Annotated in this window: 12 protein-coding genes and 1 tRNA gene; 7 read left to right on the forward strand and 6 right to left on the reverse strand. The window is 44.1% G+C overall.

Annotated features, from left to right (window positions below; translation table 11 throughout):
* Positions 1-8: 8 nt before the first annotated feature.
* From tkt to QT990_RS14615, 6 genes are all read left to right on the forward strand, one after another.
* Positions 9-2,024 carry a transketolase gene (gene tkt, locus QT990_RS14590; RefSeq protein ID WP_333306230.1) on the forward strand — a complete coding sequence of 672 codons (2,016 nt, stop codon included), beginning with the start codon at positions 9-11 and terminating at the stop codon, positions 2,022-2,024.
* 560 nt (positions 2,025-2,584) lie between these two features.
* The gene (locus QT990_RS14595) at positions 2,585-5,383 is read left to right on the forward strand and encodes a PAS domain S-box protein (RefSeq protein WP_333465372.1); all 2,799 of its coding nucleotides are present in this window, start codon (positions 2,585-2,587) and stop codon (positions 5,381-5,383) included.
* Positions 5,384-5,431: 48 nt separating this feature from the next.
* On the forward strand, positions 5,432-5,878 hold the full coding sequence (locus tag QT990_RS14600; protein ID WP_333465373.1) for a response regulator: 447 nt from the start codon (positions 5,432-5,434) through the stop codon (positions 5,876-5,878).
* A gap of 410 nt (positions 5,879-6,288) precedes the next feature.
* Positions 6,289-6,441, forward strand: a complete 153-nt coding sequence (locus QT990_RS14605) for a hypothetical protein (protein ID WP_333145596.1) — start codon at positions 6,289-6,291, stop codon at positions 6,439-6,441.
* A 91-nt stretch (positions 6,442-6,532) separates the two neighbouring features.
* A complete protein-coding gene (locus QT990_RS14610) occupies positions 6,533-8,035 on the forward strand; it encodes an ATP-binding protein (protein WP_333465374.1) in 1,503 nt (500 codons plus the stop codon).
* A 124-nt stretch (positions 8,036-8,159) separates the two neighbouring features.
* Entirely contained in the window at positions 8,160-9,248 is a 1,089-nt protein-coding gene (locus QT990_RS14615; RefSeq protein WP_333465375.1) for a response regulator, read from the forward strand.
* A gap of 230 nt (positions 9,249-9,478) precedes the next feature.
* Here QT990_RS14615 and QT990_RS14620 read toward each other — a convergent pair whose 3' ends face one another.
* The 5 genes from QT990_RS14620 to QT990_RS14640 form a co-directional block, all read right to left on the reverse strand.
* Positions 9,479-12,085 carry a PAS domain S-box protein gene (locus tag QT990_RS14620; RefSeq protein ID WP_333465376.1) on the reverse strand — a complete coding sequence of 869 codons (2,607 nt, stop codon included), beginning with the start codon at positions 12,083-12,085 and terminating at the stop codon, positions 9,479-9,481.
* Positions 12,082-12,477, reverse strand: a complete 396-nt coding sequence (locus QT990_RS14625; RefSeq protein WP_333103705.1) for a response regulator — start codon at positions 12,475-12,477, stop codon at positions 12,082-12,084. Before QT990_RS14625 ends, QT990_RS14620 begins: the two co-directional genes overlap by 4 nt.
* Before the next feature lie 124 nt (positions 12,478-12,601).
* Entirely contained in the window at positions 12,602-14,038 is a 1,437-nt protein-coding gene (locus tag QT990_RS14630; protein ID WP_333145587.1) for a response regulator, read from the reverse strand.
* Positions 14,031-16,898: an ATP-binding protein gene (locus QT990_RS14635; RefSeq protein ID WP_333145586.1), complete on the reverse strand. Its 2,868-nt coding sequence runs from the start codon at positions 16,896-16,898 to the stop codon at positions 14,031-14,033. The genes QT990_RS14630 and QT990_RS14635 overlap by 8 nt, the downstream gene beginning before the upstream one ends.
* Before the next feature lie 87 nt (positions 16,899-16,985).
* Positions 16,986-17,180 carry a hypothetical protein gene (locus QT990_RS14640; protein WP_333465377.1) on the reverse strand — a complete coding sequence of 65 codons (195 nt, stop codon included), beginning with the start codon at positions 17,178-17,180 and terminating at the stop codon, positions 16,986-16,988.
* A gap of 86 nt (positions 17,181-17,266) precedes the next feature.
* On the opposite strand from QT990_RS14640, the gene QT990_RS14645 reads away from it, so the two are divergent.
* Positions 17,267-17,339, forward strand: a tRNA-Arg gene (locus tag QT990_RS14645).
* A 66-nt stretch (positions 17,340-17,405) separates the two neighbouring features.
* On the opposite strand, the gene QT990_RS14650 is transcribed toward QT990_RS14645, so the two are convergent.
* Complete coding sequence (locus QT990_RS14650) at positions 17,406-17,570, reverse strand: hypothetical protein (protein WP_333103709.1); 165 nt, start codon at positions 17,568-17,570, stop codon at positions 17,406-17,408.
* Between the last annotated feature and the right edge of the window lie 155 nt (positions 17,571-17,725).

Raw genomic sequence — 17,725 nt, forward strand, 5'->3', positions numbered from 1 at the left:
CCAGAATTATGGCTGTTGCAACCCAATCACTCGAAGAACTCTGCATCAACTCTATCCGCTTTCTGGCCATCGATGCGGTAGAAAAAGCAAAATCAGGACACCCGGGACTGCCTATGGGCGCTGCCCCTATGGCCTTCGTGCTGTGGGATCGGTTCATGCGGTTCAACCCCAAAAACCCCAAGTGGTTTAATCGCGATCGCTTCGTCCTCTCCGCCGGCCACGGCTGTATGCTACAGTACGCCCTCCTGTACTTGACCGGCTACGATAGCGTCACCCTCGACGACATCAAGCAATTTCGCCAGTGGGAATCCAGAACCCCCGGACACCCCGAAAACTTCATGACCGAAGGCGTAGAAGTTACCACCGGCCCCCTGGGACAAGGAATTGCTAATGGCGTCGGTTTGGCAATGGCAGAAGCTCACCTCGCTGCTAAGTTTAACAAGCCCGACCACACCATTGTTGACCACTACACCTATGTAATTTTGGGTGACGGCTGCCACATGGAAGGCGTTTCTGCCGAAGCTTGTTCTTTGGCTGGACACCTCGGACTCGGCAAATTAATTGCCTTGTACGATGACAATCACATTTCTATTGAAGGCGACACAAGCTTGGCCTTTACTGAAGATGTGGGCAAGCGTTTTGAAGCTTACAACTGGCACGTTATTACAGTAGACAATACCGCTCTAGACGAAGATACTAACCTAGAAGCAGTTCACAAAGCTATTGAAGAAGCCAAAAAAGTCACGGACAAACCGTCCATGATTAAAGTCCGCACCGTCATTGGTTACGGTTCTCCCAACAAGCGCAATTCCTACAGTGCTCACGGTGCTGCTTTGGGTGCCGATGAAGTGAAAGCAACTCGCGATTTCTTGAAGTGGGAACACGCACCGTTTGAGATTCCTGAAGATGCTTTGTCACACTTCCGCAAAGCAGTCGATCGCGGTGCTCAAGCTGAGCAAGAATGGCAGAAAGCTTTTGATGCTTATAAAGCAGCATATCCTGCAGAAGCTGCAGAATATGAGCGCAGCGTTGCCGGCAAACTTCCTGAAGGTTGGGATAAAGTTTTGCCGACATACAACCCGGAAGATAAGGCAGATTCGACTCGGAATCATTCTGGAAAATGTTTGAATGCTTTGGCAGGTGTGCTACCTGAATTGATCGGCGGTTCCGCTGACTTGGCATCTTCTAACATGACTTTGCTTAAGGGTGAAAAAGACTTCCAAAAAGGTCAATACGAAGGACGTAACCTGCGCTTTGGTGTGCGGGAACACGGCATGGGTGCGATCGCCAACGGTATGCTTCTGCATGGCGGTTTAATTCCTTACTGCGCTACTTTCTTGGTATTTGCTGACTATATGCGGGGAGCAATTCGCCTCTCTGCACTATCGGAAGCTGGAGTTATTTATGTAATGACTCACGACTCCGTAGCCTTGGGCGAAGACGGCCCCACTCACCAACCCGTGGAAACCATCGCTTCTCTGCGAGTAATTCCCGATTTGTTGGTAATGCGCCCTGCGGATGGTAACGAAACATCCGGCGCTTACAAAGTGGCAGTTGAAAGCCGCACTCGCCCAACTTTAATGGCTTTGTCGCGCCAAAATCTGCCCAACTTGGCTGGAAGTTCGATCGAAGGAACAGCCAAAGGCGCTTACATTTTGTCCGACGACGGCGGCACTCCCGACATCATTTTAATCGGCACCGGCGGCGAAACATACCTCTGCGTTGATGCCGCTGAAAAATTGCGCGCTGCAGGTAATAAAGTGCGCGTAGTTTCGATGCCTTGCTGGGAATTGTTCGACTTACAAGATGCCGCTTACCGCGAATCTGTACTGCCGAAAGCTGTTACTAAACGGTTGGCAGTTGAAGCAGCTTGTAGCTTCGGCTGGGGACGTTATTTGGGTGCCGAAGGCGACAGCATCAGCATCGACACATTCGGCGCTTCAGCACCGGGCCCCGTTGCTTTAGAAAAGTTTGGCTACACCGTTGATAATGTGGTAGCTAAGGCTCAGGCGCTGTTGGGTTAATAGCAGCAGCATAATTTTGGGTGGGGCGGGCTTCTGGCTCGCCCCATTTTTTATAGAAGAAGGAAGTTCGGCAACGGATTCTGTAACGGATGTAACAGATGTAACGGATTGATGGAAGAAGGCTTTAGTTATTTAGAAGATAAGGAAGAAGAAAGGAAAAGCTAAAATCTCAAATCTCAAATCGGCATCTAGGGTTTCACTTCGTCATACCTCACATCTTGCACCATTGTCAGGAACAGGCAAGATGCCTGTTCCACAAGAAAATTCATCTCTTGTGGAACAGGCATCTTGCCTGTTCATAAAAGGATTGAGAATGGTGCAACATATGAGTTATACCCAACCTAGAGCTCGATACAGCTCGCGAATCATTGAGAATTGCTATATTAAGACTTACGGAAGAAAAACCAGTTTCTACAACAATATTCGGTTTGGCAACGAGGCATTTATGAAGAAACCGGGTTTTTAGCCCCCCGTGCCTCCAGAACAGTATATTTCAGAGAGTTAAGATAAGTTATAAGTTATTGCCTTAAATTACTCCTTCCCCATTTGCCATTCCGTTTATGATTTGGAATTTTTTAAATCAGTTGTTATTCACCGGCAATTATATTCCTCAAGGCTACTGTTACCTTTGGCAGCGAGAGCTAGTCGCGCTCCACATAGTGTCAGACTCTATAATTGCCCTGGCCTACTATTCAATACCCCTCTCGTTAATTTATTATTTTATCGGTCAGCGAAAAGACTTGCCCTTCCGCAACATCTTTTGGCTGCTTGCAGCCTTTATTATCTCTTGCGGCACTACTCATATAATGGAAGTTTGGACGCTTTGGCATCCTGTTTATTGGGTTTCTGGCAGTCTGAAAATTATTACCGCCGCAATTTCTGGTTACACCGCATTTGCATTAATTCCTTTAGTTCCCCAAGCATTAACTCTCCTGAGTCCAACTCAATTAGGGATGATCGATTCAATACTGCAAAAAGAAATCATTGAACGTCGAGAAACGGAAGCTCGCTATCAAACTTTAACTGAAGCTTCGCCGGTGGGAATATTTTATGCAGATGCTGGAGGAGACTGCTTGTATGTCAACGAGCGCTGGTGTCAAATTTCGGGAATTACCTGTGATGAAGCTTTGGGCAAAGGGTGGTTGCAAGGCATTCATCCAGACGACCGCGATCGGGTTTTTTCTCAATGGTATAGCGCCGTGCAGCAGAAATTGCCGTTTAAATCTGAGTACCGCTTTCTAGACATTAATAACACTAAAATCAGTTGGATACTCGGTCAAATTGTCGGTCAAATCGGAGAAAATGGGGAGATAAAAAGTTATGTTGGTACTATTACTGATATTACAGAACGCAAGCAGGTAGAAGAGGAAAATCGACGGCTCAATGAAACTCTGGAGCATCGAGTTGCTGAGCGCACGGCTCAAATCGAAATTTCTAACCACAAATTGCAAAAAGAAATAGCTTACCGCGAAAAAATTGCGCTCACTTTGTTGGAATTGACGCAACTGCAAAATGCAATTCTTAATAGCGCTAACTACACAATTATTTCTACAGATCCCGACGGTACAATTAAAACATTTAATCGGGCGGCAGAGCAACTTTTAGGTTATTCGCTAGAAGAAGTGGTGGGGAAAGTCACGGTAGAAATAATTCACGATCCTCTGGAGGTCGCTCAAAGAGCTGAAGTTCTTTCTCAAGAATTGGGAGTGAAAATAGAGCCGGGAATTGAAGCCTTTGTTGCCTTGCCGCGCCGGAAAATCGCTGACGAAAATGAATGGACTTACATTCGCAAAGATGGTTCGCGGTTTCCGGTACTGCTGTCGGTGACTGCCTTATTTGATAGTAACGGAAATATTAACGGTTTTTTGGGTATCGGTCAGGATATTAGCGATCGCAAACAAGCTGAAAAAGAGCTGCGTGACCTCACCAATGCCATGCAAAATGCGGTGGAAGGCATTTCGCGGCTGGATATTGAGGGGCGCTACGTGAAGGTTAACCGAGCTTACGCTCATAAATGCGGTTACGAACCGGAACAAATGCTTGGCATGAAATGGCAGCTTACCGTACATCCGGGCGATGTTGAGATGATGCTCTCAGCTTATCAGGAAATGCTAATTTCTGGCAAAGTAGAAGTTGAAGCTAGAGGAGTCCGAAAAAATAGCTCGTTTTTTTATAAGCAATTAACGATGGTAAAAGCTTGCGACGCACAGGGGATATTTAACGGCCACCACTGTTTTATGAAAGATATCACTGAGCGCAAACTAACTGAAACTGCTTTGCAGGAAAGCGAATTCAAGTACAGGCAAATAGTTGAATTAGCAAAAGAAGGTATTTGGGTAATTGACAGAAATGGCCTCACGACTTACGTGAACAACGCAATGGCGCGAATGCTAGGCTATAGTGAAGTAGAAATGTTCGGGCGGTCGATTTTTGATTTCATGGACGCACCGGAAAAACCACAAGCTATTGATAATGTCGATCGGCGCAAGCAAGGTATTGCTGAACAACACGAATTTAAATTCAAAACCAAGGACGGCAAAGATATTTGGACTGATATGTCTACCAGTTCAGTCATGGACTCCCAGGGTAATCTGCTGTCTTGTTGCGCCTTGGTTTACAACATTACAAGCCGCAAAGAAGCAGAGCAGCAACTGCTGCAACTGACAGAAGATTTGAAGCGTTCCAACGAGGAATTAGAACAATTTGCTTATGTGGCTTCCCACGATTTGCAAGAACCGCTCCGAGCCATTACCAGTTACACTCAATTGCTGGCCCAGCGCTATCAAGGAAATTTGGACGATCGCGCAGATAAGTATATTCATTATATTGTCGATGGCGCCACCAGAATGCAGCAGCTAATTAACGATTTGTTGGCGTATTCGCGCCTGGGAACGAGGGGTCAGGAGTTTGAGCAGGCGGACTGCAAGGCTGTGGTTAAGCAAACTATGTGCAATTTGCAAATTGCGATCGCCGAAACAAAAGCTGTAATCACCTGCGACGCGATGCCAACTGTGATGGCGGATGAATTTCAACTGGTGCAATTATTCCAAAATTTGCTCGCCAACAGCATCAAATTTTGTCGCCAAGATATCCCGTTGATTCATATCGCTGCCTGCCGGCAAGAGAGCGAATGGGTGTTCAGTGTCCGCGATAACGGCATTGGCATCGATCCGCAGTATGCCGATCGCATTTTCATCATTTTTCAACGCCTGCACTCCCGCCGCCAATATTCCGGCACAGGCATAGGTTTGGCGATGTGCAAACGCATTGTTGAACGCCACGGCGGTCGCATCTGGGTGGAATCTCAAGAGGGAAAAGGAGCGACTTTTTACTTCACTATTCCTATAATTAGTACCTGAATCCTCAAAATTCAATTTTGTTTTTATACTCAAAAGGATACGCCGGTTATGAGCGATCGAAGCACTGTTAGACCTATAGAAATTCTGCTGATTGAGGATTCTCCCAGCGATGCCGATTTGGCAAGAGAAGCTCTCGGTCAGGGTAAAATATTGAATAACTTGCATTTTGTGGAGGATGGAGTCGAAGCAATCAAGTTTTTGCGCCGAAAAGAACCCTATCTCAGGGTACCTCGTCCCGATTTGATTTTGCTCGATTTGCATTTGCCCAAAAAAAGCGGTATTGAAGTGCTAGAAGAAATTAAAACTGACCCAACCTTAAAATTAATTCCTGTAGTGATTCTCAGCACTTCAGCAGCTCCCGAAGATATTTTTAAGTCCTACTCCCTCCACGCCAACTGTTACATAACAAAACCGGTAGACTTCGTTGAATTTACTAAAGTAGTCAGGTTAATTGAGGACTTCTGGCTGGCAGTCGTCAAACTTCCTCTAAATTAAACGAACAAATGCTTTGCTTATAGCCTTTCTCAGAAAGATGAGGTACTCATGGGCATAGGGCATAGGGCATAGGGCATAGGGCATAGGGCATAGGGCATACCTCACCACGCTTGAGAACCGCTATATGAGCGCTCTAAAATTTTTAGCCTATGGAAATTCTGCTGGTGGATGATTGGCTCAGCGAGGCTGAAGGGACTTTATAAAAGCTGGCGACCAGCAAATTTTTAAGAATTTGCATAAGAGTAGAAGATATGGTATCAGGAATAAAATTATTGAATAAAAAAGGCTTGTCGGTTCGCGTTTTCCTCCCTATTTAATTCGGGTTAACTGAATTTTCCCTCAAAAAACGGTGATAAATATGGATAAAAATCTACTCAGCACTCAAGTTAAAAATGATTCCGGTGGTAATTATGACAACCTCAGCAGCCGATGAAGAGATGCTCAAGTTTTATACCCTGTCACCCCGGTGCTACATCACTAAGCCTATCGATTTTAGTCAAGTGGCTAAGCTGGTGAGATGGATTGAGGATTGGTGGCTGGTGGTGGTGACAGTTCCCAAATAATAATTTTCAAGTTGAAAATGGTAAGGGAAAGCAAAAAAGTTTAACCTAAAATTGGTAGAGTAAAATTTTTACAGTCAAAAACGTCTAAGCTATGTGGATTAAGATTCTGTTAGTAGAAGACAATCCTGCTGATGCTGATTTGCTTGCAGAACTGTTAGAAGTATCTGTGGGCGTCCAGTGGGAACTGGTGTCTGTTGAGTTCCTGCATGAGGCGATCGCCCAACTGTGTAAAGAATCCTTTGATGTAGTTTTGCTCGACCTTTCTTTGCCGGACAGCCGCGGTTTGGAAACGCTAACTCGCCTGCGAGAAGTGGCTCCTGATGTGCCAATGGTGGTAATGACAGGCTTGGACGATGAGGCGATCGCCCTAGAAGCAGTTCGCTTGGGAGCTCAAGACTATATTGTTAAAGGCCAAATTACTACTCAATTATTAGTGCGGACGATCCGCTACGCGATCGAACGATCTCAAACATTTCAAATGCTGCGGGAAAGCGAGCGCCGCTTTCGGGCGATTTTTGACTCTTCGTTTCAGCTAACCAAGCTGCTGACTCCCCAAGGAATTGTGCTGGAAGTGAACGAGACAGCCCTCGATTTTGCCGGATTGCGATCGGAGGGTATTGTGGGCCGCCCGATTTGGGAAATGGCGATTTGGGCCCAGTCGCCACAGGTTTCCGAACAATTGCAATCGGCGATCAGCAAAGCAAGTCGTGGCGAGTTTTTCCGCAGCGAAATCGACTTGTTAGGCAAAAGTGGCCAAATTATGACAGTTGATTTCTCACTGAAACCTGTTAAAAATGAAACAGGACAAGTTTTGCTGCTGATTGCCGAAGCCCGTGACATTAGCGATCGCAAACGAGCAGAAGCGGAAATTCTCAAAGCCCTCGCACGAGAAAAGGAACTTTCACAACTGCGAGCTAAATTTGTCACAATGGTTTCCCACGAGTTCCGCACACCTTTGACAACCATCCAATTTTCCGCCGGATTGCTGCAAGATTACAGCTCTCAGTGGCCCCAAGAGAAAAAATCTACTCATTTTGTGCGGATTCAATTAGCAATTAAACGCATGACAGAGTTATTAGAAGATATCCTCGTAATTGGCAAAATCGAAGCCAATACCTTGCAGTTTCAACCGGTTTCCTTAAACCTCGAAAAATTTTGCCGTCAACTGGTAGAAGAGCAGCAACTCAACGACAGCAACCAACACCCGATCGCCTTTCAATATGAAGGTGGCAACTGCGATGCTCAAATGGATGAAAAACTGCTGCAGCAAATCTTGGGAAATGTCATCTCAAATGCCATCAAATATTCCCCCGTCGGCAGTACAGTTTCCTTGCACCTCAACTGTCAAAACAAAGAAGCTGTTTTCCAAGTTCAAGACCAGGGCATCGGCATTCCCCATGCCGATCGAGAGCGGATATTAGAAACTTTTTACCGATCTCCCAATGTCGGCACTATTTCGGGAACAGGTCTCGGTTTAGCAATTGTGAAGAGAGCTGTGGAACTTCACGGCGGCCAACTTGCGATCGACAGCCAAGAAGGAAAAGGCACAACTTTCACTATTACCTTGCCTCTAATTTGCCCTCCCAGTCAATAACAACTGAATTATCAACTATATATATCCGCGATTTAACGATTAATTAAGCGCCTAACCAACAAACTTATCAAGTGTCTGAACCCAGAATTTTCCAACAAACTACTAACTAAAAGGAGCTATCACCGTGGCTAAGATTTTGGTAATAGAAGACGAAGAAGCGATTAGAGAGAATATTTTAGAGTTGCTGGAAGCCGAAAATTTTGAAGGAATAGGAGCAATTAATGGCAAAGTCGGCATCAAATTGGCGATCGAAAAAATCCCGGATTTAATTTTGTGCGACATGATGATGCCGGAAATAGACGGTCACGGCGTCATCAAAGCTTTGCGATCCGAACCCTTGACGGCCACAATTCCGTTTATTTTCCTCACAGCCAAAGCCGATAAAGTTGACGTTCGCACGGGCATGGAACTGGGAGCTGACGATTACATTACTAAGCCCTGTACGCCGCAAGAACTGCTAAAAGCGATTGCTATTCGACTGGAAAAACAAAAAACAATTAGCCGACAATCTCAAAAGACGCTAGACGAATTACGCACTAATATTAGTATGTCGCTGCCCCACGAATTGCGGACTCCTTTGAATGCAATTCTGGGTTTTTCTGAGCTAATTCTGTCAGAATATCATGTCTTAGAGGAATCAGATATCTTAGAGATGATCGGTCAAATTCAAACTTCGGGTCATCGCTTGTATCGGCTAATTCAGAACTTTTTGCTGTATGCAGAACTGGAGATAGCAGCCACAAATCCCGAACGGCTCAAGGAGATGCGAAACAGCGAATTTAGCTGTGTAAAATCTTTGCTGAGTCAAAAAGCGCGGCAGCAAGCAAAACACGCGAATAGAACAGACGATTTACAATTAAACTTGCAAGATTCGTCGGTAGCTATTGATTCTGTCAGACTCGCAAAAATTGTTGAAGAACTATTGGACAATGCCTTCAAATTTTCTTTAGAAGGAACGCCTGTTTTATTAAGCAGTTTGGTCGAAAATCAGACTTTTATTCTGTCTGTCAAAGACCAAGGCCGCGGCCTGACTGCCGATCAGATTGCACAGCTAGAAGCTTACAGGCAGTTCGATCGCAAACTTTACCAACAAGCAGGTTTGGGATTGGGCCTGGCTATTGTTCAACGCCTTGTAGAATTGCACGGAGGGGAATTTAAAATAGAAAGTTTGCCACAGCAAGAAACCATAGTTTGCGTTTCCCTGCCTGTCTAAACAATGATTATTCCAGTTTCAAAAAAGAATACAACTGTAGGCAAACTCCCAACCCTTATGGAATAAATCATTGCCAATTCTCAAATCTAAACTCTAATATCATGTCCGGTCGATTACCATTCATCAGGTAGGGGCGGGTTCACCACAATATCTGCCAATAATTGACAATCTCAAAAACCCGCCTGGCCGGGATATTATGGTCAATCGATCGGACATGATATAAAATGGTATTATGCAGGAGCGATCGCTCCTTTCAGACACCGCTCCATATAAATTTGAGCTACCTTATCATGAGGGTTGATTTCCAAGCAGGCCGAAAACCATCTTTTAGCTTCGACACAGTTGTCACTATTGTAGAGTACCAAAGCTTGCTCAAAGATTGTCTTGGTCTCTAACTTTTTCTCTCGTAACTCTGGCGGATCGGCCGCAAATACTTCATAAAGTGTTACCATTCGCGATTTGCCTTTAACTGTTACGCGATCGATCAACCTCAAATCATAAATATCGTTCAACTGTATAAAAGTATTGTGAGTAATTAACATCGAAACTCCATACTCTTTCGTCAAACTTTCCACGCGGGAGGCTAAGTTTACCGCATCGCTAATCACCGTGCTGTCCATGCGACTTTGGCCGCCCACCGTGCCTAACATCAAAGAACCCGTATTGATTCCTATGCCAATTTGCAGCGGCGGGCGATCGACCTGATTACGAATAATATTATACTCGTTAAGCTCTTCTAGCATTGCAATTCCAGCTTTCACAGCATCGTCCGCACTGCCATTAAACAGCGCCATAATCGCATCACCAATGTATTTATCAATAAAACCAAAATTGTCAGTAATTGCCGGTTCCATCCGCGACAAATAACCATTAATAAATTGAAAATTCTCTTCGGGACTCATCCTTTCCGAAAGAGAAGTGAAATCGCGGATATCTGAAAATAGCACCGACATTTCTTTCTGCACCTGATCGCCTAATTTGACTTCCAGAATACTTTCATATCCCAGAAAGTGGAGAAATTCGTGCGGTACAAACCGCCCGTAAGCATCTGTTAATTTTTCTTCTGCAGCTAAAGCTTTTTGCAACTCGTCTGTGAATTGGCGGCGCTCGGTTTCTACCTCTAGACGTTCCGTGATGTCTTGAAAAGCGGCGATGGCGTAAACGATGTTTTTCCGTTCGTCGTAGATTGGAGTCGCCCAAACCTCGATCGGCACAATCCGATCTGACCCACGAATTTCTATATCGTCCATACGCACAAATTCTCCCCGTAACGCCCGAACAATCGGTTGGCTATCCCTCGGATACAATTGATTAGTTCCAGCGTCGTAAAAATGATAAGCTTCAGGGAATTGCTCAGTACCCCCATCAAAAATTAAACCTTCGGCTAGTATCCTTTCGCCCCAAGAATTCATGTAAAAAGGTTTACCATTACCCTCCACAACAAATATTCCCACCGGCATCGCTTCCAGGAATTGAGTCAATCGGCTTTCGTTTTCTGACAGTGCCTCATTTAACTTTTCTTGGGCATCCAAAGCTTTTTCTAAATCATTAGTAAACCTGATTCGTTCCACTTCCACCTGTCTTTGCAAACTAATATCCTTAGCAAAACCCTGATAGTAAAGCACTTCACCGTTAGCATCATAAACGGTGCGCGCATACTCAGAAATCCAGATAATGCTGCCATCTCGACAGTAAACCTGAGACTCAAACTCACACAGAGTACCGTGCTGTTTCATCAGCGCCAGAAACTCTTGACGGCGGTTCGGTTCCACGTACAATTGCTGCTGAATATCATTAATACTTTCTATCAATTCTGACGCAGAATCGTAGCCGTAAATTTCCGCCAGAGCAGGATTCGCACTGAGAAAATGTCCGTCCGGCGTCGTCTGAAAAATACCTTCTAGAGCATTTTCAAATATCCCGCGATACTTCTCTTCAGCTTGAATTAGCGCCTCTTCAGCTTCCTTGCGTTCACTTATGTCACTAAAAGCAATAATCGCATAGGAAATGTCGCCTGTAGAATCATAAATTGGAGTTGCCCAACTCTCTACAGGAATAATCTTATTAGCTGTACGAATTTCTACACCCTCAGTCCGCACATTTTCGCCCCTAAGCGCCCGCATAATTGGCAATTCTTCCACGGGGCATCTCTGATTAGTCCCGGCTTTATAGAATTGATAAATTGCTGCTTTTTGCTCTGAATTAATATGCGGCACAGTGCCTTTGCCAAATACATCCCGCGCTTTCTGGTTAGCGTAGAAAGATTGCCCGTTCGCATCAAGTACACATACGCCCAATGGCATAGCTTCTAGATATTGCGTCAAGCGACTTTCGTTTTCATGGAGTTTGGCAATCAGCATCGCCTGCTTGCGGTTTAATTTTACCAACTCCTGATTCATTTCCTGAAGTTCTCTTTGTTTTTCAGCTAATTTTTTATCTTGAAAATATCTATATATAGCCTCAGTGACAGTTAATTTTAAGTCATCACATTGCCAAGGTTTAGGTATATATCGGTACAATTTAGCATAGTTAATAGCATTGGCTACCGCCTCCAAATCTGCCTGCCCCGTCAGCATAATCTTGAGACAGTTAGGCGAGATAGCATGAACTCTGCTTAATAGTTCGTCTCCTTTCATACTAGGCATGATATGATCCGAAATCACCAAAGGAACTTCATACTGTTCTGCTAAAAGTTCTGACAGCAACTCTAAAGCTTCTTCGCCACTTTGGGCCGTTTCAATTAAATATTTATCTTCAAAGGCTTTTAGCAGGTCTATTTCCAGACTATCAAGTATAGTCTGCTCATCATCGACACAAATAATGACTGGTTTTTTCATAAATTTGCTAGACCAGACTTAATTGCTTCAATTAATTCTTGATTTTGCCAAGGTTTTTCTATGAAAGCATGAAGATTTGCTTGAGCTTTTGTGCGTTCGATTGCTTCTTTGTCTGCTTGTCCTGTCAGCATTACTTTCACAATTTGCGGATATTTTTGATGAATTTTAATCAGCAACTCATCTCCTTTCATTCCGGGCATCAACCAATCAGAGACAATTACTAAAATCTTAACATCAGCTTCACATAGCTCTTCAATAATTTCCAGGGCTTCGGCAGCACTTTCAGCAAATTCGCAAAGATATTTACCGTTAAATGCCTGTTGCAGTTCAATTTCCAGACTTTCCAACACCCCTACTTCATCGTCCACACACAAAATTGCTGATTTAGACATCGCTAGTTTCCTTATTTAGTGTGGCAGGGTGAACCCTCATGGCTGCACACCGTTTTCCAAATTCTACATTCTGCGTGGCTAGACTGCAAATTTTCGCCCCAGACTTCGCTCTGCGGCGCTTTACCTACTCAGTTAAATTAATCGGCAAAGACACGGTAAATGCTGTTTTACCTGGCCTCGACTCCACATCAATTTTACCCTGATGTTTTTCAATTATTTTTTTCACAATATCCAATCCCAACCCGCTGCCTTCTCCCGCAGGTTTGGTAGTAAAAAACGGCTCAAAAATTTTCCGAATAATCTCTGGTTGAATTCCCTTACCGCTGTCAATAATTTTGACCAACACGCTGGTATCTTGTTGTACCGCGTCAATTGTTAAAGTTCCTTGATTGTCCATCGCTTGTAAGGCATTGTGAATTAAATTTGTCCAAACTTGATTGAGTTCGTCGGGATAACACAGTACCACAGGCAATTGATCTTGATAGTTTCTGATGACTTCCACACCCTGCTTGATGTGGTTTTGATAAAGAGTTAATACAGTTTCAATTCCGTCCGTAATATTCACTTGTATTTTTTCCCCATTTACATCGTAACGCGCATAATTTTTTAGAGCAAAGACGACTTTTGCAGCGCGTTCAGTAGCGGTAGCGATGGTTCGGGCGCTTCTGTGAATGCTAGCAAACTCGTAGGCTGTTTTTATAATATTTTCGCTGTCAGGATCTTTGAGCAACGACAAGAATTCTTGCAGATTTCCTTGCAATCCGATATTGATTAAAATGCTAGCAATGCTGTCCGCATTGTCAATGCCTTCCGACTCTAGTTCCTGCTTCACGCCTTTTTTCAATACCCGTTTTTCTCGCGTAGATAAAGAGTAATTTTGTTGACTAGAACTGTACATCAAGCGCAAGAAATCGTGCTGGCGTTCGGCTGACAGTTCTTTAAAAAAAACTGGCAAACTTTCGAGATTGTTATCCAAAAAGCTGGTAATATTTCCAATAGACGACCGAATTGCCCCCAGCGGCGTATTAATTTCGTGAGCAATGCCGGCAATTAGTTGCCCTAATGCCGCCATTTTTTCTGATTGCACTAATTGATTCTGAGTAGCTTGCAGTTGGTCTAAAGTAACTGTAAGTTCATTATTTTTTTGTTGGAGTCTTTTTCGCAACTGGCACATTGCTAAATGGGTTTCTACCCTAACTAGAACCTCTTCCACCTGAAAGGGCTTGGTAATATAATCTACCCCGCCCACTGCAAAGGCTTTGACCTTATCAAGTACGTCATTAATCGCGCTAATAAAAATCACCGGAATGTCGCAAGTTCCTTCATCAGCTTTGAGCTTTTCGCAAACTTCATATCCATTCATTTCGGGCATCATAATATCCAGCAAAATCAAATCTGGAGGCATACCTTTTGCCGCCGAAAGGGCTAAGTCGCCACTAGGTACCGGGCGCACTTTATAACCCTTGCTATTCAAAATTCCGGCTAGCAGCCGCAAATTAGCTGGGGTGTCGTCAACTACTAAAATATTACCGCGATCGGTGCTAGGAATGTCGTTATTCATGTGATATTGCTTCCGAAATTAAATTTAAAACTTTGTCGTACTCAAAATTTTCTATACAAGTTGCGATCGCACCAGCCGTTACTGCATCCTTTAATCGAATTTGCTCTATCAAGGTATTAATTAACTCCATATCTGCATTCAGTATAGCTAGCTTTAAATCAGCTACCAGTGAATCAGGCAAGTTTACGAAATCAGTCGCACTCATAGCGCGATCGCCCTCTTTGATTGCCGATAAATCCGTTTGATCCGCATCTTCATAAATATAGCGCACTCCGATATGTTTGTGCATAGCATCAAAAATATCGGCTTCCCGGAAAGGCTTCCTCATAAAAGCATCGCAGCCCGCCGATAAAATAACTGCCCGTTCTTCCTCCAAAACGCTCGCTGTCAGCGCAATAATAGGTGTAGCTTGACCTTTAATAGTACCTTTAATGTATTGCGTAGCTTCGTAGCCGTCCATCACAGGCATTCTCATGTCCATCCAAATGAGATGCGGTTCCCAACTATCGCAAATCTCAATAGCTTCTTGACCGTTAGTAGCTTCTTTTAGTTCAAAACCCAGAGGAGACAGGATTTTAATTAACAGTTGGCGGTTCAGCGGTTTATCGTCTACTATCAAAATTCGATAGGTCTGTTGGTTGGGAACCAGGGCAATAACATTCCTGCTCGGTTTTGGGCTTTCAATATCAGTCGCCTCGACCGCAATAACTTGAATGTCAAACTTAAAATTAGTTCCCTTACCCACAGCAGAACAGACGCTCATTTCGCCGCCCATTAATTCTACAAATTTGCGACTGATGGGCAATCCCAAGCCGGTACCTTCTTGCGAATCTTTGCCTGTCTTGGTTTGCACGAAGGGTTCAAAAAGATCGTCTAATTCATTGGTAGCAATACCGGGTCCAGTATCCTCGACTTCAAAATGAAGAAAGAAGGAAGAGGTAGAAGCTGAATCGTCATTTTTGGTGGCAATGATCGGGTTGTTCGACGGACTGAATTGAGAGATTTTGATACCATTGATGGCGGAGATTTCAGTATCATTTGATACTTCAGATGGATAAAAAAATCCCCCTTCTGCCTGCTGATTTCTGCCTAGTGACTGCTTGCTAACTCTTACCGCTACACTGCCTTCATCGGTAAATTTAAGAGAGTTATTGAGCAGATTAATTAAGATTTGCCGCAATTTTAAATCGTCCGTTTCTACGTATTGTGGCACTTCGGGACTGCGCTCAAAAACTAACTGCAGGTGCTTGTCATCTGCTTTGATTTGAAACATATCTTCCAAGTCGTTTAGCAGGCGGAAAAGGTCTAATTTTTTGGAATTTAGGGTGGTGCGCCCCGATTCAATTTTAGATAAATCGAGTACGTTATTAATCAGGGTGAGCAGGTGTTCTCCGCTGCTGCTAATTATGCTAATATTTTCTTGATCTTCTGGGGAGAGAGTTTGGCTGCGAGTCATCAGTTGGGAAAAGCCGAGAATTGCATTGAGAGGCGATCGCAATTCGTGGCTCATATTAGCAAGAAAAGTGCTTTTAGCTTGGTTCGCTACTTCCGCTTTGTCTTTCGCTACAGCCAATTCTGCCGTCCGCTCTTGCACTCGCTGTTCTAAAGTTTCAAAAGATTGTTGCAGTTGTTGAGCCATGCTGTTAAATGATTTCGCTAATTCCCCTAATTCGTCAGAACGTTCGCTTTCTACTGTTTTGTCCCATTCACCTTTAGCAATATTTTTGGCTGCTATATTTAAGCTCAAAATAGGATTTGTTACCCACTGAGAAGTCAGAATGCCAATCGCCACAGCTACTCCTAAAGCTGCGAAACACAGCAAAATCGCTGTGCGGGTATTAGCATCGATTTCTTTGGTGAAATCTGCTTCGGGAACAACTACGACAATCAGCCAGTCTAAACCTTTGCCGTCTTGAAACGGCAAGACTTTTAAAAATTGTCGCTTGTCATCTATGTCAAAGCTCAATAACTCGGATTTTTTAATTTGGTCTAATTTTTTAAACTTGGCAGTCAAATATTTAGCTGTCGCTTGAGTAAAAGGGTTGCTGCTTTCTTCCACTTTAAACAATTGTCTTTCATTACCTTTAGTGCGAAACGGTTTTTCTGTTGTGGAAGTTGCTAACAAAGTACCCTGGCGATCTATAATAAATGTTTGACCGGATTTGCCAACTTTGAGACTGTTGAGAAATCTCCCAAGATGGTCGAGACGCAAAGCAGCAAATAAGACTCCTTCTAGCTGATTTTTGTAGGTGTATACGGGTTGGATAGCGCTGATAAGTAATGTCGGTTCTAGTAAGGAAACAAAAACCGAACTCCAAGTAGGTTTGCCGACTTTGACGGCTTTTTGGTACGCAGGATGTTGCCGATGATCATAGTTTTTGGCAAGGGTGGTAATTGTAGTGCGATCGCCGAGAGCGTTCGTATTGTAAGAATTAAAATTAAACCCAGTAGATGGGTCTATCACATTAATCATTCGGGAGCCGTTAGAAAGTTGTTGACCGCATCTATAATCTCCATGCTTGTTGCCAACGGAGGTAAAATTGATATAGGGATATAATTGTACTTGGCGCCAAAGATATTTATCCCAAGCTGATAAGTTTTCCATCTTTAACAAGCCGAGCTTGACAGCATCCAGCTTGGTTTGATTGATTTGATGGGGAGTAGTCAGGTAAACTTGCAGGTTTTGCTCGACACGCAAACTCACCTCGCTCATTAACTGACTGGCAAGGTTATTAACTGCTTTTTGCCCGTTTCTAAAAGACAGATATCCTACGAGCCCCACGCCTCCCACTATTTGCAGTATAAATGGAACTATGAGAACAGTTCGCAGCGGTAATTTGTCTAAAATTTTAGAAACCATAAGATTGAGGGGTTTGGTGAACTTAGTCTAGAGCCGTATTTGCACAACCTGTCTTAACTGCAGCACCATTTATTTACTGCCGGTTAGCTAGGGGAAATTGAGGCGGGCTATTTTAGCTATGGCAGGCGATCGACCCCGATCGAATGTGAACCTAATGTTTGCTCGATTAATGGCTATTATTTTACCCATTGTCGTATTATTGTTACCATTTAGGTAAAAGTTGCAGTCTCTGGCTGCGAGAACTGCCTGATATTCGATCGCACGGGCGAGTTTAATCCGCATGGGTCAAGCGGTTTGGAGGCCGGCCAGGAAATTTGCGATCGGCACTCGCCATTTTCCGCAAGACGTGTTATACTCTAAAAAGTCGAGGGCACGTAGCTCAGTGGATAGAGCATCAGGTTCCGGTCCTGAGGGTCGGGGGTTCAAATCCCTCCGTGCTCACTTTCTATGTCTTTTGCGGAGTAAGGGTTTCAGGTTAATTGTATTACCGATAGTCCTATTTTCCGCTCAAATTTCGCTCCCATCTGTTCCAAGTATCTCCAAAACCACCTCCATATCTGCCAAGTTTGCGCCGGACTTTTTGCGTCGCGCTTTTAACTGGTTGAGCAGGTCGGCTGGCTCTGGAAATTCTGCGACGGTCGGAGCGGAGTTTTCCAATCGCTCCGTGCTCATTTAAATTTATAGAGTCAGGAACTCAGGGCTAAAGCCACTGAGCTTGTAAGAAATTACAAGCTATTCTGACCAGCTTAAGTCTTAACTGACTACGTTATTTGAGTCACGACACCGGCGAATGCGAAGCTAGTTTTCCGCTCTGTCCGAAGCAATTA

The sequence above is a fragment of the Microcoleus sp. T3_B1 genome (assembly GCF_036700445.1).
GTDB lineage: Bacteria > Cyanobacteriota > Cyanobacteriia > Cyanobacteriales > Microcoleaceae > Microcoleus.

Coding starts and splice junctions, on each gene's coding strand:
- QT990_RS14635 (WP_333145586.1), bottom strand. CDS start 16,898: ATGGTTTCTAAAATTTTAGACAAATTACCGCTGCGAACTGTTCTCATA.
- tkt (WP_333306230.1), top strand. CDS start 9: ATGGCTGTTGCAACCCAATCACTCGAAGAACTCTGCATCAACTCTATC.
- QT990_RS14605 (WP_333145596.1), top strand. CDS start 6,289: ATGACAACCTCAGCAGCCGATGAAGAGATGCTCAAGTTTTATACCCTG.
- QT990_RS14595 (WP_333465372.1), top strand. CDS start 2,585: ATGATTTGGAATTTTTTAAATCAGTTGTTATTCACCGGCAATTATATT.
- QT990_RS14630 (WP_333145587.1), bottom strand. CDS start 14,038: ATGAATAACGACATTCCTAGCACCGATCGCGGTAATATTTTAGTAGTT.
- QT990_RS14610 (WP_333465374.1), top strand. CDS start 6,533: ATGTGGATTAAGATTCTGTTAGTAGAAGACAATCCTGCTGATGCTGAT.
- QT990_RS14640 (WP_333465377.1), bottom strand. CDS start 17,180: ATGCGGATTAAACTCGCCCGTGCGATCGAATATCAGGCAGTTCTCGCA.
- QT990_RS14620 (WP_333465376.1), bottom strand. CDS start 12,085: ATGAAAAAACCAGTCATTATTTGTGTCGATGATGAGCAGACTATACTT.
- QT990_RS14625 (WP_333103705.1), bottom strand. CDS start 12,477: ATGTCTAAATCAGCAATTTTGTGTGTGGACGATGAAGTAGGGGTGTTG.
- QT990_RS14650 (WP_333103709.1), bottom strand. CDS start 17,570: ATGAGCACGGAGCGATTGGAAAACTCCGCTCCGACCGTCGCAGAATTT.
- QT990_RS14600 (WP_333465373.1), top strand. CDS start 5,432: ATGAGCGATCGAAGCACTGTTAGACCTATAGAAATTCTGCTGATTGAG.